Origin of the sequence: Micromonospora echinospora, assembly GCF_014203425.1 — a bacterium.
In the GTDB taxonomy this organism is placed as follows: domain Bacteria; phylum Actinomycetota; class Actinomycetes; order Mycobacteriales; family Micromonosporaceae; genus Micromonospora; species Micromonospora echinospora_A.
Genome location: NZ_JACHJC010000001.1, coordinates 2,048,983 through 2,068,485 on the forward strand (window position 1 = coordinate 2,048,983; position 19,503 = coordinate 2,068,485).

General features: G+C 73.1%; 19 protein-coding genes. 17 read left to right on the top strand and 2 right to left on the bottom strand.

Annotation, left to right across the window (positions count from 1 at the left end):
• Positions 1-7: 7 nt before the first annotated feature.
• A complete protein-coding gene (locus FHU28_RS09805; RefSeq protein WP_184683009.1) occupies positions 8-1,720 on the bottom strand; it encodes an alkaline phosphatase D family protein in 1,713 nt (570 codons plus the stop codon).
• A gap of 146 nt (positions 1,721-1,866) precedes the next feature.
• Between FHU28_RS09805 and ftsY the strand changes: the two genes are divergently transcribed.
• The 12 genes from ftsY (at position 1,867) to FHU28_RS09865 (ending at position 15,171) form a co-directional block, all read left to right on the top strand.
• Positions 1,867-3,048 carry a signal recognition particle-docking protein FtsY gene (gene ftsY / locus FHU28_RS09810; RefSeq protein WP_184683011.1) on the top strand — a complete coding sequence of 394 codons (1,182 nt, stop codon included), beginning with the start codon at positions 1,867-1,869 and terminating at the stop codon, positions 3,046-3,048.
• A gap of 8 nt (positions 3,049-3,056) precedes the next feature.
• Complete coding sequence (locus FHU28_RS09815; protein WP_174537508.1) at positions 3,057-3,920, top strand: aminoglycoside phosphotransferase family protein; 864 nt, start codon at positions 3,057-3,059, stop codon at positions 3,918-3,920.
• Positions 3,921-4,086: 166 nt separating this feature from the next.
• Positions 4,087-5,442: an ammonium transporter gene (locus tag FHU28_RS09820; protein ID WP_184683013.1), complete on the top strand. Its 1,356-nt coding sequence runs from the start codon at positions 4,087-4,089 to the stop codon at positions 5,440-5,442.
• Between the two features lie 25 nt (positions 5,443-5,467).
• Positions 5,468-5,806: a P-II family nitrogen regulator gene (locus tag FHU28_RS09825; RefSeq protein WP_174537509.1), complete on the top strand. Its 339-nt coding sequence runs from the start codon at positions 5,468-5,470 to the stop codon at positions 5,804-5,806.
• 17 nt (positions 5,807-5,823) lie between these two features.
• Positions 5,824-8,088: a [protein-PII] uridylyltransferase gene (locus FHU28_RS09830; RefSeq protein ID WP_184683015.1), complete on the top strand. Its 2,265-nt coding sequence runs from the start codon at positions 5,824-5,826 to the stop codon at positions 8,086-8,088.
• 130 nt (positions 8,089-8,218) lie between these two features.
• Entirely contained in the window at positions 8,219-9,121 is a 903-nt protein-coding gene (locus FHU28_RS09835) for an ABC transporter ATP-binding protein (RefSeq protein ID WP_184683017.1), read from the top strand.
• Entirely contained in the window at positions 9,111-9,932 is an 822-nt protein-coding gene (locus FHU28_RS09840; RefSeq protein WP_184683019.1) for an ABC transporter permease, read from the top strand. Before FHU28_RS09835 ends, FHU28_RS09840 begins: the two co-directional genes overlap by 11 nt.
• Positions 9,933-9,952: 20 nt before the next feature.
• Complete coding sequence (locus FHU28_RS09845; protein WP_184683021.1) at positions 9,953-11,071, top strand: sensor histidine kinase; 1,119 nt, start codon at positions 9,953-9,955, stop codon at positions 11,069-11,071.
• Positions 11,068-11,724 (top strand): response regulator transcription factor, encoded by a 657-nt coding sequence (locus tag FHU28_RS09850; RefSeq protein WP_184683023.1) that lies wholly within the window; start codon positions 11,068-11,070, stop codon positions 11,722-11,724. The genes FHU28_RS09845 and FHU28_RS09850 overlap by 4 nt, the downstream gene beginning before the upstream one ends.
• Before the next feature lie 147 nt (positions 11,725-11,871).
• Positions 11,872-13,425, top strand: coding sequence for a signal recognition particle protein (gene ffh, locus FHU28_RS09855; RefSeq protein WP_184683024.1), 1,554 nt, complete (start codon positions 11,872-11,874; stop codon positions 13,423-13,425).
• A gap of 66 nt (positions 13,426-13,491) precedes the next feature.
• Positions 13,492-14,073, top strand: coding sequence for a Uma2 family endonuclease (locus FHU28_RS09860; RefSeq protein WP_184683026.1), 582 nt, complete (start codon positions 13,492-13,494; stop codon positions 14,071-14,073).
• A gap of 18 nt (positions 14,074-14,091) precedes the next feature.
• Positions 14,092-15,171, top strand: a complete 1,080-nt coding sequence (locus tag FHU28_RS09865; protein ID WP_184683028.1) for an amidohydrolase family protein — start codon at positions 14,092-14,094, stop codon at positions 15,169-15,171.
• A gap of 25 nt (positions 15,172-15,196) precedes the next feature.
• Here FHU28_RS09865 and FHU28_RS09870 read toward each other — a convergent pair whose 3' ends face one another.
• On the bottom strand, positions 15,197-15,772 hold the full coding sequence (locus FHU28_RS09870; protein ID WP_184683029.1) for a TetR family transcriptional regulator: 576 nt from the start codon (positions 15,770-15,772) through the stop codon (positions 15,197-15,199).
• A gap of 92 nt (positions 15,773-15,864) precedes the next feature.
• Between FHU28_RS09870 and proS the strand changes: the two genes are divergently transcribed.
• The 5 genes from proS (at position 15,865) to rimM (ending at position 19,478) form a co-directional block, all read left to right on the top strand.
• Positions 15,865-17,280 carry a proline--tRNA ligase gene (gene proS / locus FHU28_RS09875; protein ID WP_184683031.1) on the top strand — a complete coding sequence of 472 codons (1,416 nt, stop codon included), beginning with the start codon at positions 15,865-15,867 and terminating at the stop codon, positions 17,278-17,280.
• Positions 17,281-17,355: 75 nt separating this feature from the next.
• The gene (locus tag FHU28_RS09880; protein ID WP_184689380.1) at positions 17,356-18,003 is read left to right on the top strand and encodes a ribonuclease FAU-1 family protein; all 648 of its coding nucleotides are present in this window, start codon (positions 17,356-17,358) and stop codon (positions 18,001-18,003) included.
• A gap of 242 nt (positions 18,004-18,245) precedes the next feature.
• The gene (gene rpsP / locus FHU28_RS09885; RefSeq protein ID WP_073830372.1) at positions 18,246-18,704 is read left to right on the top strand and encodes a 30S ribosomal protein S16; all 459 of its coding nucleotides are present in this window, start codon (positions 18,246-18,248) and stop codon (positions 18,702-18,704) included.
• Positions 18,679-18,939 (top strand): RNA-binding protein, encoded by a 261-nt coding sequence (locus tag FHU28_RS09890; protein WP_172836435.1) that lies wholly within the window; start codon positions 18,679-18,681, stop codon positions 18,937-18,939. The genes rpsP and FHU28_RS09890 overlap by 26 nt, the downstream gene beginning before the upstream one ends.
• Positions 18,939-19,478, top strand: coding sequence for a ribosome maturation factor RimM (gene rimM / locus FHU28_RS09895; RefSeq protein ID WP_184683033.1), 540 nt, complete (start codon positions 18,939-18,941; stop codon positions 19,476-19,478). Before FHU28_RS09890 ends, rimM begins: the two co-directional genes overlap by 1 nt.
• Positions 19,479-19,503: the final 25 nt, after the last annotated feature.

Genomic DNA, 19,503 nt, shown 5'->3' on the forward strand with positions numbered 1-19,503 from the left:
AGGGTACTCAGTCGCCCTCGCTGAGTTGCTGTTGCGCCACCGGTCGCAGGTCGCCGTCGCTGGTCGTGCCCTCGATCACCACGGCGGCCTTACGGCCCTGGTGGGTGAGCGTGGCCACGGCGTTGCCGAAATAGGGCCCGGCGAGCTTCCGCCAGCGCACCGGCGGGCGGCGTACCCCGGCCGAACGCGCCAGCGCCCGGGTCGCCCCGGCCGGCCCCGGATTCCAGCCCAGCGTCATCAGCGGGCGCATGCCGGCCGGCACCTGGTTGTGGATCGGCGAACAGGTGAGCTGGTGCACCGGCGTGCGGACGTCACGGTCGGCGAACCGGGCCCGCGCCACGTACGAGTGGTGCACGTCGCCGGAGAGCACGCTGATCGACGCCGGTCGCGCGTACGCCGGCCCGGCGCCCACCCGCGCCCCGGTACGCGGCGCGGTGCCGCTGCCCAGCCGCGCGAACAGCTCGCCCAGCGCCTCGAACGAGCGCCGGAACGCCGCCCAGTGCTCCAGGTCCAGGGCCCGGCGGATCTGCTCGGAGATCCGGGCCGCCCAGGGCCGGCTGGAGTCGGCCAGGCGCTCGTTCCACGCCTCGACGTGGTGGATGCCGGGCGGCAGCAGCCACGGCAGCGAGCTGCCCACCACCAGGTGGTCGTACTCGCCGTGCGCCTGGTCGAGGAACCACGACCACTCGCCCGGCGGCAGCATCGCCCGGCTGCCGGGCAGGAGCACCCGGCTGGAGCGGTTGTCCAGCATCACCAGACGGGTGCGGCCGAGGTCCAGCGCGTAGCTCCACTGGTACTGCACGGCCCGCCAGCGCTCGGTGTCGTGCGCCAGGTCGGCTTCCTTGTCGACCCGCTCGCCGAACTCGTGCAGCACGCCCGTGGCGTCCTCGGCGGCCATCACCTTCGCGTACACCGGGTCGGCGGCGATCTCGTCCGGGCTCAGGTTTCCCAGGTGCTGGTAGACCCAGTAGGAGGCGAGGCCGCTGCGGATCCGCTCGGCCCACCACGGCTGCTCGCGCATGTCCGCCCGCCACGACTGCGAGGTGTTCCAGTCGTCGATCACCTCGTGGTCGTCGAAGATCATCACGCTCGGCACGGTGGCGAGCAGCCAGCGGATCTCCGGGTCGCGCCACGATTCCAGATAGAGCTTCGTGTACTCGTCGAAGCTGACCACCTGCGTCGCCGGGGCGTCCTTCGGCCGCTTGCGGCGACGCTTGAGCAGCCGCCGCACGGTCGGCGAGGTCTCGTCCGCGTACACCTGGTCGCCGAGCAGCACCAGCAGGTCGGGCAGCGCGGCCTGCTCGGGCGCGGCCATCACCCGCCGGGCGTACGCGTCCAGCGCGTCCGGCGGCAGCTTGCGCGCGGTGGAGTGCTGGGTGGTCTCCCGGCAGGAGCCGAACAGCAGCCGCACCGGCTGGTCGGCGTCGTCGAGCGCGCGGGTGCGGATCACGCTGGGCGGGAAGGACGAGTCCGGCAGCGGCCACGCCACCTCGTCGTCGATCAGCACCTCGTACGTCGTGGCGCTGTCGGGGGTGAGCCCGGTCACCACGACGATCGCGTAGTGGTGGTCGTACGCGGAGAAGGTGGGCGCGCTGCCGGTGGCGCCGTCGGCGGTGCGGACGGTGACCACGGCGGGCGAGCTTGTCTCCACCCAGACGGTCGCCCGCGTGTCGACGACCCGGCGCAGCAGCGGGCCGATGAGCAGGCGGGAACCGGGCAAGACGCACCTCCGTCAAGATCGTTTCGGCTGTTCCCTACCCGGCCGGCGGTTGCGGTACGCCTTCCGGTGCGAGCGTACCCGCAGGTTGTTCGCGTGCCGAGGCGGTGAGTGGGACGTCGTCGCCGGCATCTGACAGGATTTCGGGCATGACGGAATACCTTCTCGTCGCTCTCGCCCTGCTCGGCGTGCTGATCATCGGCGGCCTGAGCCTCGTGGTGCCCCGGCTGCGCCGGCGCCCGGAGCCTCCGCTGCCGCGCACGGAGGTCGACACCCGGGCCGAGGAGGATCTGGCCGGCCCGCCGGTGGAGGCCCCGGAGGCGGATCTCACCACCGGCGTGGTGGTCGAGGTTCCACCGGTGGAGGCCCCCCCGGTCGAGGTGCCGGAGCCGACCGCCGGGCGGCTGGTCCGGCTGCGTTCCCGGCTGTCCCGCTCGCAGAACGCCCTCGGCAAGGGCCTGCTCGGCCTGCTCAGCCGCGACCGGCTGGACGAGGACACCTGGGAGGAGATCGAGGACAGCCTGATCACCGCGGACGTCGGCATCGACTCCACCCGGGAGATCGTCGACCGGCTGCGGGAGCGGACCCGGGTGCTCGGCACCCGCACCGGTGAGGAGCTGCGCGCGCTGCTCGCCGCCGAGCTGGTGAACGCGCTCGACCCGAGCCTGGACCGCTCGCTGCGGACCGCGCCGAAGGAGGGCGTCCCGGCGATCGTTCTGGTGGTCGGCGTCAACGGCGCCGGCAAGACCACCACCTGCGGCAAGATCGCCCGGGTGCTGGTCGCGGACGGCCGCAGCGTGCTGCTCGGCGCGGCCGACACGTTCCGGGCCGCCGCCGCCGACCAGCTGGAGACCTGGGGCGGCCGGGTGGGCGCCGAGACGGTCCGCGGGCCCGAGGCCGCCGACCCGGCCAGCGTCGCGTTCGACGCGGTCAAGCGGGGTATCGACACCGGCGTGGACACCGTGCTCATCGACACCGCCGGCCGGCTGCAGAACAAGATCGGCCTGATGGACGAGCTGGGCAAGGTCAAGCGCGTCGTGGAGAAGCACGGCCCGATCGACGAGACGCTGCTGATCCTCGACGCCACCACCGGCCAGAACGGGCTGGAGCAGGCGCGGGTCTTCACCGAGGTGGTCAACGTGACCGGGGTCGTGCTGACCAAGCTCGACGGGACGGCCAAGGGCGGCATCGTGATCGCCGTGCAGCGCAAGCTCGGCATCCCGGTCAAGCTGGTCGGCCTCGGCGAGGGCAAGGACGACCTGGCCCCGTTCGACCCGGCGCAGTTCGTCGACGCGCTGCTCGGCACCGAGCCGCTCGCCCGGGACGCGTAGCCTCTCCCGTGACGACTGACGATCGCGCCTACGCGGGGTGGCGCGACCCCAGCCACCCGTCGCCACGCCTCGGGAGACCGTACGTGACTTCGCAGGAGATTCCGCTGCACGGCGGGAACGTGAGCACAGTGGTCCGTGTGGGAGACACGGTCCGGCGCAACGCCGGCCCGTGGACGCCCTCCGTGCACGCGCTGCTGCGTCACCTGGAGTACGTCGGCTTCACCGGCGCGCCCCGCGCGCTCGGCATGGACGAGCGCAACCGGGAGGTCCTGTCGTACCTGGAGGGGGAGTGCGGGGAGTACCCGCTGGCCCCGCACTGGGTCACCGACGAGGCACTGGTCACGGTGGCCACCATGCTGCGGATGTTCCACGACGCCCAGTACGGCTTCACCCCGCCGCCCGGCGCGGTCTGGCGCTCGTTCGGGCCGCCCCCGCCGGACACCGAGGTGATCTGCCACCACGACGCCGCGCCGCACAACGTGATCTGGCGGCCGGACGGCACGCTCGGGCTGATCGACTTCGACCTCGCCTCGCCCGGCGCCCGCATCTACGACGTGGCGTACGCGGCCTGGACCTGGGTGCCGATCTTCTCCGACCGTGACTCGGTGACGCTCGGCTGGAAGCGCCCCGACCGGCCGCGCCGGCTGCGCCTGTTCGCCGACGCGTACGGGCTGATCCCGCGCGACCGGCACCGGCTCATCCGGACCATCCGCAAGCGCATCGTCGACCACGTCGAGGGCATCCGGCGGATGGCCGCCGCCGGTGAGCCGGCGTTCGTCCGGATCGTCCACAAGGGCCACCTGCGTCGCCCTATGCGTGACCTGCGGCTGCTCGACTACGAGCGGCACCAGCTGGAGTACGCGCTGCGCTGACCAAGATCGGCGTTCTTCACACGCCGGAAACAACCCGTCACGCGTCGGAAATCGCGCGGTGTCGCTGAAGGAAACAGCCGGCGACAAAGCTTCCGCGCAACCGGCTGACGGGCGATGCTGCCAGGACTCAGTCGGAGGGAGGAATACGACAACGAGAGGAGGCAGCGTGGAGATCGACACCGGGAACACTGCCTGGTTGCTTGTCTCGACTGCCCTCGTGCTGCTCATGACCCCCGGTCTCGCGCTGTTCTACGGCGGCCTGAACCGGTCCAAGGGCGTTCTGAACATGATGATGATGAGCTTCTCGTCCATCGGGCTCGTCAGCATCCTGTGGCTTTTCTACGGCTTCACCGTCGCCTTCGGCGAGGGCGGCAAGTTCTGGGGTGACCTGGGCCAGTACCTGGGCACCAAGACCTTCGTCGGCGAGAACGACCTGTGGGGCGAGACGGGTATCCCGATCTACGTCTTCATCGCCTTCCAGATGATGTTCGCGGTCATCACCGTGGCGCTGATCAGCGGTGCGCTCTCCGACCGGGTGAAGTTCGCCGGCTGGCTGCTGTTCGCGTTCGGCTGGGCCACCCTGGTCTACTTCCCGGTCGCCCACATGGTCTGGGGCGGCGGGCTGATCGGCGGCGACATCGGCGCGCTGGACTTCGCCGGTGGTACCGCTGTGCACATCAACGCCGGCGCCGCGGCGCTCGCGCTGGTGCTCGTGCTCGGCAAGCGGGTCGGCTGGCCGCGCGAGAGCATGAAGCCGCACAACGTCCCGATGGTCGCCCTCGGCGCCGCGCTGCTGTGGTTCGGCTGGTTCGGCTTCAACGCCGGCTCCGAGCTGACCGCCGACGGGGTCACCGCGCTGGCGTTCATCAACACCCAGGTCGCCACCGCCGCGGCGCTGCTCGGCTGGATCGTGGTGGAGTGGGTGCGCGACGGCAAGCCGACCCTGGTCGGCGCCTCGTCCGGCGCCATCGCCGGTCTGGTCGCCATCACCCCGGCCTGTGCGTTCATCACCCCGGCCGCAGCGGTGCTGCTGGGCGTGGTGGCCGGTGCGGTCTGCGCCCTCGCGGTCGGCCTGAAGTACCGGCTCGGCTACGACGACTCCCTCGACGTGGTCGGCGTGCACTTCGTCGGCGGCTGGATCGGCTGCCTCTGGATCGGCCTGTTCGGCACCGCCTCGGTGAGCTCGCTGGTGGAGACCGACGGCCTGTTCGTCGGCGGCGACGCCACGCTGCTCGGCAAGCAGGCGATCAGCGCGCTGATCGTCAGCGTCTACTCCTTCGTCGTCGCCTTCGCCCTGGGCTTCGTGATCGACAAGACGATCGGCCTCCGGGTCTCCGCCGAGGCCGAGGTCGACGGCATCGACATCGCCGAGCACGCGGAGAGCGGCTACGACCTGTCGCCCACCACGGGCAGCAGCGGTGGCGCGTTCGCGATGGCCGGGATCGGCGCCGGCAAGTCCGGCTCGGAGCCCGCCGTCGAGCCGGACGAGTCCGCGCCGGTCAGCGAGAAGGTCGCCGGTTAACGTTCCTGGGATGGAGGGGTTGGACATGAAGCTGGTGACCGCGGTCATCAAGCCGTACCAGCTGGACGCGGTGAAGGAGGCTCTGCACGCCCTCGGCGTGGCCGGGCTGACGGTCAGCGAGGTCCAGGGCTACGGCCGGCAGAAGGGGCACACCGAGGTCTACCGGGGTGCCGAGTACACGGTCGAGTTCCTGCCCAAGATCCGGGTCGAGGTGCTCACCGACGAGATCGACGTCGACAAGATCGTGGACGCGATCGTCGGCGCCGCCCGGACCGGCAAGATCGGCGACGGCAAGGTCTGGGTGACCGGCGTCGAAGAGGTCGTCCGGGTGCGTACCGGCGAGCGCGGGCTCGACGCCCTCTGACGGCCGAACCCGCTGACATGACCTCGTTGACCACGGCCGCCGCCCCCACCGGGGACGGCGTGCCCGTGGTCAACGAGGTCGTCGGCGTACCTGGAGGCATCGGTGAGCCGGCCCGGATCGCGCGGGCCGAGGCGCTCGAGGCCTGGCTTCGCCGGACCTTCCCGGCCCGGGACGGGGTCGCGCTGGTGGCGGTGGGCGGGCTGGGCCGCCGGCAGTGCGCCCCCTACGGCGACCTCGACCTGGTGCTGCTGCACGCCGGGGTACCCGGCATCGACGAGCTGGCCGCGTCGCTCTGGTATCCGATCTGGGACGCCGGGCTGCGGCTGGACCACTCGGTGCGTACCGTCGCCGAGGCGCTGTCGGTGGCCCAGGACGACGTCAAGGTCGCCCTCGGCCTGCTCGACGCCCGGCACGTGGCCGGCGACCCGGCCCTGACCGACCAGCTCGCCCGGACCGCCACCGACCACTGGCGGCGGACCGCGATCCGCCAGCTCCCCGGCCTGCGCGAGATCACCGCCGCCCGGTGGGAGGCGCACGGCGAGCTGGCGTTCCTGCTCGAAGGTGACCTCAAGGAGGCGGCCGGCGGGCTGCGGGACGTGGGCATCCTGCGGGCCATCGCCACCGCCGGGGTCACCGACGCGCTCCGCCCGGCCGTGTACGCCGCGCACCGGCGGCTGCTGGACACCCGCGACGCGCTGCACCAGCAGGTGGGCCGTCGGGTCGACCGCCTGGTAGCGCAGGAACGCGACGGCGTGGCGCGGCTGCTCGGCGCCGAGGACGGCGACGCGCTCCTGCGGCTGGTGGCCGGCGACGCCCGCACCGTCAGCCACGCCCTGGACGACGCCTGGCGCGCCGCCGACCGGCTCCGTTCCGGCCGGCACCGCGCCGCCCCGGGCCGCCCGCTGCGCCGCCCGGTCGCCCGGGACGTGGTGGAGCAGGACGGCGAACTGGTGCTCGCCCGCACCGCCATCGGGGCCCGCCCCGACCCGAGCCTGTCACTGCGGGTGGCCGCCGCTGCCGCCACCACCCGGCTGCCCATCGCGCGCGCCACCTGCGAGTGGCTGGCCGCGTACTGCCCACCGCTGCCCGCGCCGTGGCCACCGGCGGCCCGGGCCGCGCTGATCACCCTGCTCGGGGCCGGTCCCGGCCTGGTGCCCGCCTGGGAGACCTGCGACCGGTACGGGCTGATCGACCGCTGGCTGCCCGAGTGGACCCGGATGCGCAGCCTGCCCCAGCACAACCCGGTGCACCGGTTCACGCTCGACCGGCACCTCGTGCAGACCGCGTACGAGGCGAGCCGGCACACCCGCGACGTGGAACGCCCCGACCTGCTGCTGCTCGGCGCGTTCCTGCACGACATCGGCAAAGGGCTGGACGGGGACCACTCGACTGTCGGCGCGCCGCTGGCCGAGGCGGTGGCCACCCGGATCGGGCTGTCGCCGGCCGAGGCGGACCTGATCGGCACGTTGGTCCGGCTGCATCTGCTGCTGCCCGACGTGGCGACCCGCCGGGACCTGTCCGACCCGAAGACCGTCGCCGGTGTCGCCGAGCGGGTCGGCGACACCGCCACGCTGGAACTGCTGCACGCCCTGGTCCGCGCCGACGCCGCCGCCACCGGCCCGGCCGCCTGGTCCGCCTGGAAGGGCCGGCTGATCGCCGAGCTGGTGGCCCGGGTGCGGACCACGCTGGACACCGGCGAGGTGCCCGCTCCGCCGGCCCCCGACCCGGCGCTGGTCGCCGGGCCGCTGCCGGTCGTACACCTGGGGGAGGACCGGGTGTCGGTGGCCGCCGCCGACCGGCGGGGGCTGCTCGCCACTGTGGCCGGTTGCCTGGCCCTGCACCGCCTGGAGGTGATCTCCGCGGACGCCGCCACCGTCGACGGCCGCGCCCTGGTGCAGTGCCGGGTGCAGCCGCGCTACGGGCTGGCCCCGAACCCGATCGCGCTCAGCGCCGACCTGCGCCGCGCGGTCAGCGGCGACGTCTCGGTGATCCAGCGGCTGCGTGGCCGGGCGCTCGCCGCCCGGAGCCAGGGCGCCGCGCCCCGGGTCGTCTGGCACCGGGAGGCGGCCACCGACGCGGTGCTGCTGGAACTGCGCGCCGCCGACGCGGCCGGGCTGCTGTACCGGGTCACCTGCGCGCTCGACGACGCGGGCGCCCAGGTGCGGGCGGCCCGGATCTCCACGCTCGGCGGTGACGTGGTGGACGCGTTCTACCTGGTCGGCGGCTGGCCGCCGGACGAGGAACGGGCCCGGATCGAGGCCGCCGTGCTCGCCGCCGTGTAAGGAAGGGCCCCTTCTTAACGCCTCCGGTAGAGCAGGGGCCCCTTGTTAACAGGGCTACGTCCGCTGACGTACGCCGGGAGCCGCCGACGGGCCGACGCGCCGCGCGGTCGTCGGCGCGACGCTCGACGGCATGAACCTGCCAGTGCAGACCCAAGGGCTCAGCAAACGGTACGGCGGCCTGACCGCCGTACGCGATCTCGACCTGACCGTCCGGGCCGGCGAGGTGTACGGCTTCCTCGGCCCCAACGGCGCGGGCAAGACCACGACGCTGCGCATGCTGCTCGGCCTGGTCCGGCCCAGCGCGGGGACGGTGCGGCTGCTCGGCCGCACCCCCGGCGCCGGTCGGCTCACCGGCGTGGGCGCGCTGATCGAGGGGCCGGCCTTCTACCCGTACCTGTCGGGCCGGGACAACCTGCGTGTGCTGGCCCGCTACGCCGGGGTCGGCGCGGACCGGATCGCGACGGTCCTCGACCTGGTCGACCTGACCAGCCGCGCGGGTGACCGGTACACCGGCTACTCGTTGGGCATGAAGCAGCGGCTCGGGGTGGCCGCCGCGCTGCTGAAGGACCCGCGCCTGCTGATCCTGGACGAGCCGACGAACGGCCTCGACCCGGCCGGCATTGCCGACATGCGGGCCCTGATCCGGCGCCTCGGCGCGGCAGGCTGCACGGTCCTGGTCTCCAGTCACCTGCTCGGCGAGGTCGAGCAGATCTGCGACCGGATCGGCGTGATCGTCGGCGGCCGGATGGTGGCCGAGGGCAGCGTCGCCGAGCTGTGCGGCTCGGCCGGCCTGCGGGTGCTCGCGGACCCGCTCGACCAGGCGGTGACCCGGGCCCGGGAGCTGGTCGGCGCCGACCGGGTCCGCGTCGTCAACGGCGGGCTGGACCTGTCGGTGGAGCCGGACCGGGCGGCCTGGCTGAACGCCGAGCTGGTCGGCGCCGGGCTGGCGGTACGCGAGCTGCGGCACCGGGACCGGGATCTGGAACAGGTCTTCTTCGAGCTGGTGGAGAGGGGTACGGCCGATGTCGCGTAGCTTCTCCGCCGAACTGGTCAAGCTGGTCCGGCGCCCGGCCACCTGGCTGCTGCTGGGCATCACGCTGGCGCTGTCGTTGATCTTCACCTACGTCTTCCCGTACGCCGGGGTGGCCGGCGGCACGGACGGCCCGAACACGGACCGGACCCTGCCTGCCATGCTCCCCGACCACCTGGTCGGCAACTCGCTGGGCGGCCTGCCGGTGTTCCTCGGCGCGATCCTGCTGATCCTCGGCGTGCTCACGGTCGGCGGCGAGTACGCCTGGGGGACCTGGAAGACGGTGCTCACCCAGGGACCCACCCGGCTCCAGGTGTACGCGGGCAAGCTGCTCGTCCTCGCGGTCGCCGCGCTCGCCGTGGTGCTGGCGGTGTTCGCGGTCGGTGCGGTGGCGTCGGTGCTCGTCGCGTCCGCCGAGGCGCAGCCGGTGCGCTGGCCGTCGGCCGGCGACCTGCTCACCGGCGTCGGCGCGGGGTGGCTCATCGCCACGATGTGGGCCATGCTCGGTGCCGTGCTCGCGGTCGCGTTGCGCGCGGTGGCGCTGCCGGTCGGGTTGGGGCTGGTGTGGATGCTCGCCGTGCAGAACCTGCTCGCCGCGATCGCCGCCCCGCTGGTCGACTGGGTGGCGACCGCACAGGAAGGGTTGCCCGGCCCGAACGCCGGGTCGCTGGCCGCCGCGCTCGGTGCGCCCGGGGACACGCCCGGTGTCGCCGCAGTCGTCGGAGGCGGACGGGCGGCCCTGGTGGTGGCCGTTTACCTGGTGGTCTTCGCGTCGGCCGGCGCGGCGCTGCTGCGTCGGCGGGACATCGGCTGAGCCGGGACGGGGGAGGGGACATGGACCGGGAACGGCGGTGGCCCGACGCCTTGCTCACCGTGGCCCTGCTGGCGATCGGTCTGGTCGGCACCGCGCCGGCCGGCGTGAACCAGGGGGTGGACGCGGGCCCCGGCGCCTACCCGCTGGTGGTGGTCGCCGCGCTCGCGGTGGCGGTGCGCCGGCGCCGGCCGCTGGTCACGCTCGCCGTGGTCACCGTGGCGACCACGGCGTACCTGGTGCTCGGCTACCCGTACGGCCCGATCCTGCTCTCGTTCTTCGTCGCGGTCTACACGGTGGCCGCGTACCGGCCGGTGCGCGACGCGGCGGTGGCCGGCGCGGGCGCGCTGGCGGCGCTGCTGGCCTACGTCCTGTTCGGCGCGCGCTCGCCCGGCCTGGTCGGGCTGATGCCGGTGGCCGCGTGGGTGGTGGTGCCGTTCGCGGCCGGGGTCACCGCGCGGCTGAGCCGGGAGGCCGTCGCCCGGAACCGGACCGACGAGGCCCGCCGGCTGGCCGACGCGGAACGGCTGCGGGTGGCCCGCGAGGTGCACGACGTGGTGGGCCACGGGCTCGCCGCGATCCACCTCCAGGCCGAGATCGCCCTGCACCTGCTGGACCGCAGGCCCGAACAGGCCGAGGCGGCGCTCACCGCGATCAGCCGGACCAGCAAGGAGGCACTGGACGAGCTGCGGGTCACGCTGACCGTGGTCCGGCGCGAGGAGGTCGCCGACGAACGCGCGCCGGCGCCGGGGCTGGACCAGCTCCCGCACCTGCGCGAGCGGCTGGCCGGCGCCGGGGTCCCGGTCACCGTCGAGGTGACCGGCGCGCCGCTCGCCCTGCCGGTGGCGGTGGACCTGGCCGCGTACCGGGTGGTGCAGGAGGCGCTGACGAACGTCCTACGGCACGCCGGCCCGGCCACCGCCGCGGTCCGCGTCGGGTACGCCCCGGGCGAGGTGACGGTGGAGGTGACAGACACCGGCCGGGGCCGGAGCCGGGACGCCGCGCCGGAGCCGTCCGGCGGGTCCGGTCTTGCCGGGATGCGTGAGCGGGTCACCGCGCTCGGCGGTACGTTCAGCGCCGGGCCGGCTGCGCCCGGTGGCTTCCGGGTGCACGCCACGCTGCCGCTGCGGGAGGCCGCATGATCCGCGTACTGCTCGCCGACGACCAGGACCTGGTCCGGATCGGCCTGCGCGCCCTGGTGGACAGTGAGGACGACCTGTCGGTGGTCGGTGAGGCCGCCGACGGGCTCGCCGCGGTGGAGACGGCCCGCCGGGAACGCCCCGACGTGGTGCTCATGGACGTGCGGATGCCCGGCGTCGACGGCATCGAGGCCACCCGCCGGATCATCGGCGACCCGGCGCTGGCCGGCACCCGGGTGGTGGTGCTGACCACGTTTGAGCTGGACGAGTACGTCTTCGACGCGCTCCGGCACGGCGCCAGCGGCTTCCTCACCAAGGACACCCGTCCGGCCGACCTGCTGCGGGCGATCCGCCTGGTCGCCGAGGGGGAGGCGCTGCTGTCCCCGTCGGTGACCCGCCGGGTGGTCCGGGAGTTCGCGACCCGGCCGGCCCGGGTGCCGCGCCCGCATCCCCGGCTCGGGTCGCTCACTGACCGGGAACGCGAGGTGGTCGCGCTGGTGGGCGAGGGCTTGAGCAACGCCGAGATCGCCGGGCGGCTGGTGGTCAGCCCGGCGACGGCGCGTACCCACGTGAGCCGGGCCATGGTCAAGCTCGGCGCGCGGGACCGGGCCCAGCTGGTGGTCTTCGCGTACCAGTCGGGCCTGGTCGTGTCCTGACCCCGGCCGGGCCCGCCCTCGGACGGGAGCGGGCGCGTGGGCGGCCGGGCCGGAGCGGGGGTGCGGGCGGCGGGCTACCCTAACGGTGGGCTGGACCACCGGCCCGACCAGCATGTGCCCGCCGAAAACGACAAACGGGATGTTCGCGTGTTTGACACCTTGAGTGACCGCCTGTCCGGCATCTTCACCAAGCTCCGCGGCAAGGGCCGGCTCACCGACGCCGACGTCGACGCCACCGCGCGCGAGATCCGGATGGCGTTGCTGGAGGCCGACGTCGCCCTGCCGGTGGTCAAGGGCTTCATCGCGAACGTCAAGGAGCGGGCGCGCGGCGCCGAGGTCTCCCAGGCGCTGAACCCGGCCCAGCAGATCATCAAGATCGTCAACGAGGAGCTGATCAACATCCTCGGCGGCGAGGGGCGGCGGCTCCAGTTCGCCAAGCAACCGCCGACCGTGATCATGCTGGCCGGTCTCCAGGGCTCCGGCAAGACGACGCTCGCCGGCAAGCTGGCCCGCTGGCTCAAGAGCCAGGGCCACCAGCCGCTGCTCGTCGCCGCCGACCTCCAGCGCCCGAACGCCGTCGGGCAGCTCCAGGTGCTCGGTGGCCGGGCCGGCGTCGAGGTGTACGCCCCGGCGCCCGGCAACGGCGTCGGCGACCCGGTGCAGGTGGCCCGCGAATCGATCGAGCACGCCCGCCGCGCCGCCCGGGACATCGTGATCGTCGACACCGCAGGCCGGCTCGGTGTCGACGCCGAGATGATGCAGCAGGCCGCGAACATCCGCGACGCGGTCCAGCCCGACGAGGTCATCTTCGTCATCGACGCGATGGTCGGCCAGGACGCGGTCCGCACCGCCGAGGCGTTCCGCGACGGCGTGGGCATCACCGGCGTGGTCCTGTCCAAGCTCGACGGCGACGCGCGCGGCGGTGCCGCGCTCTCCGTCCGCGAGGTCACCGGCCAGCCGATCCTGTTCGCCTCCACCGGCGAGAAGCTGGAGGACTTCGACGTCTTCCACCCCGACCGGATGGCCAGCCGGATCCTCGGCATGGGCGACGTCCTCACTCTGATCGAGCAGGCCGAGGCGGCCTTCGACTCCGATCAGAAGGACAAGATGACCGCCAAGCTGATGGGCGGGGAGACCTTCACGCTGGAGGACTTCCTCGATCAGCTCATCGCGGTCCGGCGGATGGGCCCGATCGCCAACGTGCTGGCCATGATGCCGGGCATGGGGCAGATGAAGGACCAGCTCGCCGAGCTGGACGACAAGCACTTCGACCGGGTGACCGCGATCATCAGGTCGATGACCCCGGCCGAGCGCACCAACCCGAAGATCATCAACGGCTCCCGCCGGGCCCGGATCGCCAGCGGCTCCGGCGTCACCGTCATGGACGTCAACCAGCTGCTCAACCGCTTCACCGACGCGCAGAAGATGATGAAGCAGATGGGCGGCATGATGGGCCTGCCCGGCGGTGGCCGGCGCAAGGCGACCAAGTCGCCGAAGAACAAGCGCAAGGGCACCAAGGGCGGCGGGCGGCCGCGTACCGGCGCCGGTATGCCGGGTGGCTTCCCGGGCGGGATGCCGCAGCTCCCGCCGGGCCTGGACCCGGGTGACCTGGCCGGTGGGCAGGGCCTTCCGCCGGGCTTCAAGCTTCCGAAGATCGACTTCAACAAGCTGGGCAAGGGCGGCGACAAGGGCCCCCGCTAGCGTGTCGGTGACGGTGGGCGATGTGATCATCACCTAGGGTCGGTTCGCCCTCTGGAAGGAGATGTCATGACCGCGGCGCCGATCCTGCCCGAGCGGCACGAATGGACGGTCGACGACCTGGGCGACCTGCCCAAGGACCTTCCGTACGAACTGATCAACGGAAGGTTGATCGTGCCGTCGCCCACCGCCCTGCACCAGGAGATCTGCGTCGAGCTGCTGCTCGCGATGCGCATCAACTGCCCGCCGGAGTTCCTGGTGAGCATCGACCTGTCCATGCGGGTCGACCGCCGCAACGAGCCGCGCCCGGACGTGGTGGTGATCCGGCGCAAGCACGCCGGCCGGTCTCCGGTCCCGGTCGAGGACGCGTTGCTCGCGGTCGAGGTCGTCTCGCCGACGTCGCACTTCCGCGACCTGTACGACAAGGCGAAGGTCTACGCCCGCTCCGGGGTCCGCTCCTACTGGGTGGTGGACCCGCAGCACGAGCGGATCGCGCTGACCGAGTACACGCTCGACGGCGCCGCCCGCGAGTACGAGCAACTGGCACACACCGAGGATCTGTTCGTCACCGAGCGGCCCTGGAAGGTCTCTGTCGATCTGCCGGCCCTGACCGCGCGCCGCAACGACCTGCTCGCCGTCGAGGAGGACTGATCGGGTAGGACTGTGCACATGGCTCTGCACGTGCGCGGTGTGTTCCTTCCCGACGACGAGGTCCGGGACGTCTGGCTGGTCGGTGACCGGGTCACCTTCGAACCGGTGCCCGGCGCCGAGACGGTGGCCGACGGCGGCTTCGTGCTGCCCGGCCTGACCGACGCGCACTGCCACATCGGCATCGCCCGCGGCGGCAGCCCGATCACCTCCCTCGACCAGGCGCGGGACCTGGCCCGGATCGACCGGGACGCCGGTGTGCTGGCGATCCGGGACGCCGGCTCGCCGTACCCGTACCCCGAACTGGAGGACGAGCCGGACCTGCCGCGACTGGCCCGCGCGGGCCGGCACGTCGCGCCGCCCAAGCGCTACCTGCGCGATGTCGGCGTGGAGGTTGGCGCGGCGGAGGTGGCCGAGACGGTGGCCGCGCAGGCCGCGGCCGGCAACGGCTGGGTCAAGCTGGTCGGCGACTGGATCGATCGCGGGGTGGGCGACCTGGCACCGGCCTGGGACGCGGACACCATGACCGCGGCGGTCGCCGGCGCGCACGCCGCCGGGGTACGCGCGGCGGTGCACACGTTCTCCGAGTCGGCGGTGGAGATCATGGTGCGGGCCGGGGTGGACTCGGTGGAGCACGGCACCGGGCTGAGCCTCGACCTGATCGACCTGATGGCCCGGCAGGGCACCGCGCTGGTTCCCACGATGATCAACATCCGGACGTTCGGCCACATCGCGGAGCAGGCCCGGCCCAAGTTTCCCGGGTACGCCGACCACATGCTCGCGTTGCGCGACCGCTTCCCCGAGGTGGTGCGCGCCGCGCACGAGGCGGGCGTGCCGATCTACGTCGGGACCGACGCCGGTGGCGGCATCGACCACGGGCTCGCGGCCGAGGAGATGCTCCTGCTGCACGAGCAGGCCGGCATGTCCGCGCCGGACGTGCTCGCCGCCGCCTCCTGGCGGGCCCGGGAGTGGCTCGGCTTCCCCGGGCTGGTCGAGGGCGGCCTCGCCGACCTGGTGGTCTACCCCGAGGACCCGCGCCGCGACCTGCGGGTGGTCCGGACGCCGAGCCGCATCGTCCTGCGCGGCCGGGTCGTCCGCTGACCGGCCGCCGCCCTCGCGGGCGGTCCTAGCGGGCCGTCGCCGCCATCAGGAACAGGCGTACGGCCAGGTCGGCCAGCCGGTCGGCGGTCTCGTCGACCGGGCCGCCGGGCAGCACGATGTGGCTCACCACCAGGCGTACGACGCTGTCCGCCGCGAACGCGAGGGCCGTCGGATCGGCGTCGGGCAGGCGTTTCCCCGTCCACTCCAGCAGCGCCGCCGCGGCCTCGGCGAGCACCAGCTCCGAGCGTGTGGTCAGGTACGGCAGCAACTCCTCCGAGCCGCCCCGGGTGCTGGTCAGCACGGCCCGTACCAGCGGGTTCTCGGCGGCCGAGGCGAGCGTGCGGTGGATCGCCGCGTACGCGGCCGCCCGCACGTCGGTGTCGTGCTCGCCGAGCGCGGCCCGGACCTCGCCAACGAAGCGGTCCACCTCGTGCCGGGCGAGCGCCTCGCCCAGGCCCGCCTTGGTGCCGAACTCGTTGTAGACCGTCTGCCGGCTGACGCCGGCGGCGGCGGCCACCGCGCCCATCCGGACGCGGTCCCACCCGAGGGCCACGGTCTGCGCCCGGGCGGCCTCCACGATCGCGTCCCGTGTCTCACCCATCGCCGTCGAAGTCTACGGCCGCGCCGCACGACACGGCGCGGCCCGGCTCCCCGGCGCAACCCCGCCCCGCACGGCGCATAGGATGTGCGGTCATGGCACGCGTGCTCACTCCCCGTGCGGAGGACTTTCCCCGCTGGTACCAGGACCTGATCGCCAAGGCGAAGCTGGCCGACAACGGCCCGGTCCGGGGGACCATGGTGATCCGACCGGCCGGCTACGCCATCTGGGAGCGGATGCAGGCCGAGATGGACGGCCGCATCAAGGCGGCCGGCGCGGAGAACGCGTACTTCCCGCTGTTCATCCCGGAGAGCTACCTCAAGCGGGAGGCCGAGCACGTCGAGGGCTTCTCGCCGGAGCTGGCAGTCGTCACGCACGGTGGCGGCAAGCAGCTCGCCGAGCCGGTGGTGGTGCGCCCCACGAGCGAGACGGTCATCGGCGAGTTCATGGCCAAGTGGATCGACTCGTACCGCGACCTGCCGCTGCTGCTCAACCAGTGGGCCAACGTGGTCCGCTGGGAGCTGCGCCCGCGGATCTTCCTGCGCACCAGCGAGTTCCTCTGGCAGGAGGGGCACACCGCGCACGCGACGCGTGAGGACGCCCGCGCCTACGCGCGGCGGATCCTGCACGAGGCGTACGAGGACCTGATGGTCAACGTGCTCGGTATCCCGGTGGTCGTCGGCCTGAAGACCGCCCGGGAGCGCTTCGCCGGCGCCACCGCCACGTACACGTGCGAGGGCATGATGGGCGACGGCAAGGCGCTCCAGCTCGGCACCAGCCACGAGCTGGGCCAGAACTTCGCCAAGGCGTTCGACATCAACTACTCCTCGGCCGAGGGCGGCCGGGAGCACGCGTGGACCACCTCCTGGGGCACGTCCACCCGGATGCTCGGTGGCCTGATCATGTGCCACGGCGACGACAACGGGCTGCGGGTGCCGCCGAAGCTGGCGCCGATCCAGGCGTACGTGATGATCGTCAAGGACGGCGAGGGCCCTGGCGGCCCTGCCGAGGCGGCACAAAAGCTTTGTGACGCGCTGCGCGACGCCGGGGTGCGGGTGGCGCTGGACGACCGGACCGACACCGCGTTCGGCCGCCGCGCCGTCGACGCCGAGCTGCGCGGTTACCCGGTCCGCGTCGAGGTCGGCCCGCGTGACCTGGCCGCCGGCAACGCGGTGGTGGTCCGGCGTACTGACGGTTCGAAGGCCCCGACGCCGGTGGCCGACGTGGTCGGCGCGGTCCTGGCCGCGCTGGAGGCCGACCAGCGGGCGCTGCACGACCAGGCGCTGGAGTTCCGCCGGTCCCGCACCGTCGAGGTGTCGACGCTCGCCGAGGCGATCGAGGCGTCCGCCACCGGCTGGGCGCGGGTGCCGTGGTCGGCGGTCGGCGTCGAGGGCGAGGCCGAGGCGAACGGCCAGGGCGTGACGGTCCGCTGCCTGGTACGCGCCGACGGCTCGGTGCCGGACTCGGAGGACGAGCCCGACCTAGTGGCGATCCTCGCCCGCGCCTACTGAGGTGTAAGGAAGGGCCCCCTCTTAACGCATTCCGCATAGGCGGGGGCCCTTGTTAACACGACGGTGGGGGTGAGCGTGCGGTTCGAGCCGGGGCGGATGATCATGCACCGGAACGTGCGGCACGGCCGGATCGGCTGGGTCCGGTCGGCCCGCGTGGTCTCCGACGACGAGCGCGGCCTGCTGCTCTGGGTGGCGCGGACAGCGCCCGTCGCGCACGAGGTGACAGCGGCCGGCCTGGGCATGCGGGCCGTGCCGTTCGCCGAGTGGGTGACGTCGTCCTACCGGCTCGCGCAAGGGCTGTGGAACGGGCCGCCGGTGCTGAAGTTCCTGCCCACCGGCGCGGCCCACTCGGTCTGGTGGTTCCGCGACGCGGCGGGCCGCTTCCAGAACTGGTACGTCAACCTGGAGGAGCCCGGCGTCCGCTGGGACGACGGCGCGGTGGCCGGCGTCGACATGGTCGACCAGGACCTCGACGTCGTGGTCCACCCGGACCTGAGCTGGGAGTGGAAGGACGAGGACGAGTTCGCCGAGCGGCTGGCGTTCCCGGAGCACTACTGGGTGACCGACGAGAAGGCGGTTCGCGCCGAGGGCGAGCGGGTGATCCGGATCGCCGAGGCGGGCGAGTTCCCGTTCGACGGCACCTGGTGCGACTTCACCCCGCCCGCCGAATGGGACGTACCGGACGAACTTCCATCTGGGTGGGACCGCCCGCCGGTGCGTTGAGCGAGTGTCGTCCGTCACGGCCCGGCCCGCCCCGGGCGTGGTGTCCGGGTCCGGTGTGAGAGTTCCGGGCCGGATCTGGCAGAATGGTCGGCTGGTATCCGGCACGCGTCCGGCGCCCTCTAACCCGGGCGCGTCGCCAGTTCACCGAGCAGTCTCCGGCCCAAACCCCACTGTGCCGGTCGGCGCTCACCCGCCACACCGCCCGTACGGGCCGGTGAGATCGCAACAGGAGCGAAACAACTGTGGCCGTAAAGATCCGGCTCCTGCGGATGGGCAAGATCCGCAACCCGCAGTACCGCATCGTCGTCGCCGACTCGCGCACCAAGCGTGACGGTCGCGCGATCGAGTTCGTCGGTGTGTACCAGCCGAAGGAAGACCCTTCGGTGATCGAGGTCAAGTCGGAGCGGGTCCAGTACTGGCTGTCGGTCGGCGCTCAGCCGAGCGAGGCCGTGCAGCGCCTGCTGGAGCTGACCGGTGACTGGCAGAAGTTCAAGGGCCTGCCGGCCCCGCCGCCGCTGAAGGTCGCCCCCGAGCGGGCCGACCGCAAGGCGGCGTACGAGGCCGAGGCGAAGGCCGCCGCCGGCGTGGCGGACACCCCGGCCAAGCCGGCCAAGAAGGCCGCCGCCAAGGCGGAGGAGCCGAAGGCTGCCGAGCCGAAGGCCGAGGAGCAGACCGGTGCCGAGTCCGGCGAGCAGGCCTGACATGGCGCTGCGTCCCGCCCTGGAGCACCTGGTCAAGGGGATCGTCGACCACCCGGACGACGTCCGGGTGCGATTGGTCGACTCGCGTCGGGGCAAGCGCCTCGAAGTCCGCGTGCACCCCGAGGACCTCGGCACGGTGATCGGGCGGTCCGGCCGGACCGCCAAGGCGCTGCGCCAGGTGATCGGCTCCATCGGCGGGCGTGGGGTACGCGTCGACATCGTCGACTCGTACTGATGCTTCTCGTCGTCGGCCGCATCGGCAAGCCGCACGGCATCCGCGGTGAGGTCACCGTGGAAGTGCGCACCGATGAGCCCGAAGCACGGTTCGCCCCCGGTTCGGTGTTGACCACCGAGCCGGGGGTGGTCCCGTCGGAGCCCGGCGCCTGGCGGGTGCCGCCGACGCTCACCGTCGAGTCGGCCCGCTGGCACCAGGGGCGCCTGCTCGTCGTCTTCGAGGGCGTGCTGGGCCGGGACGTCGCCGAGGCGCTGCGCAACACGCTGCTCGGCGTGGACAGCGCCGACGTCGCCCCGCCGGAGGACCCGGAGGAGTTCCACGACCACCAGCTGGTCGGGCTCACCGTGGTCACCCGGGACGGGGAGCACGTGGGCGAGGTCACCCGCATCGACCACGCGCCCGCGTCCGACATGCTGGTGCTGCGGCGTCCCGAGGGGCGTACCGCGCTGGTCCCGTTCGTCAAGGCGATAGTGCCCGAGGTGGATCTGGCCGGCGGTCGCGTCGTCGTCGACCTGCCCGGCGGCCTGCTCGACCTCTAGCTCTCGACCTCCGGCTGGAGCCACC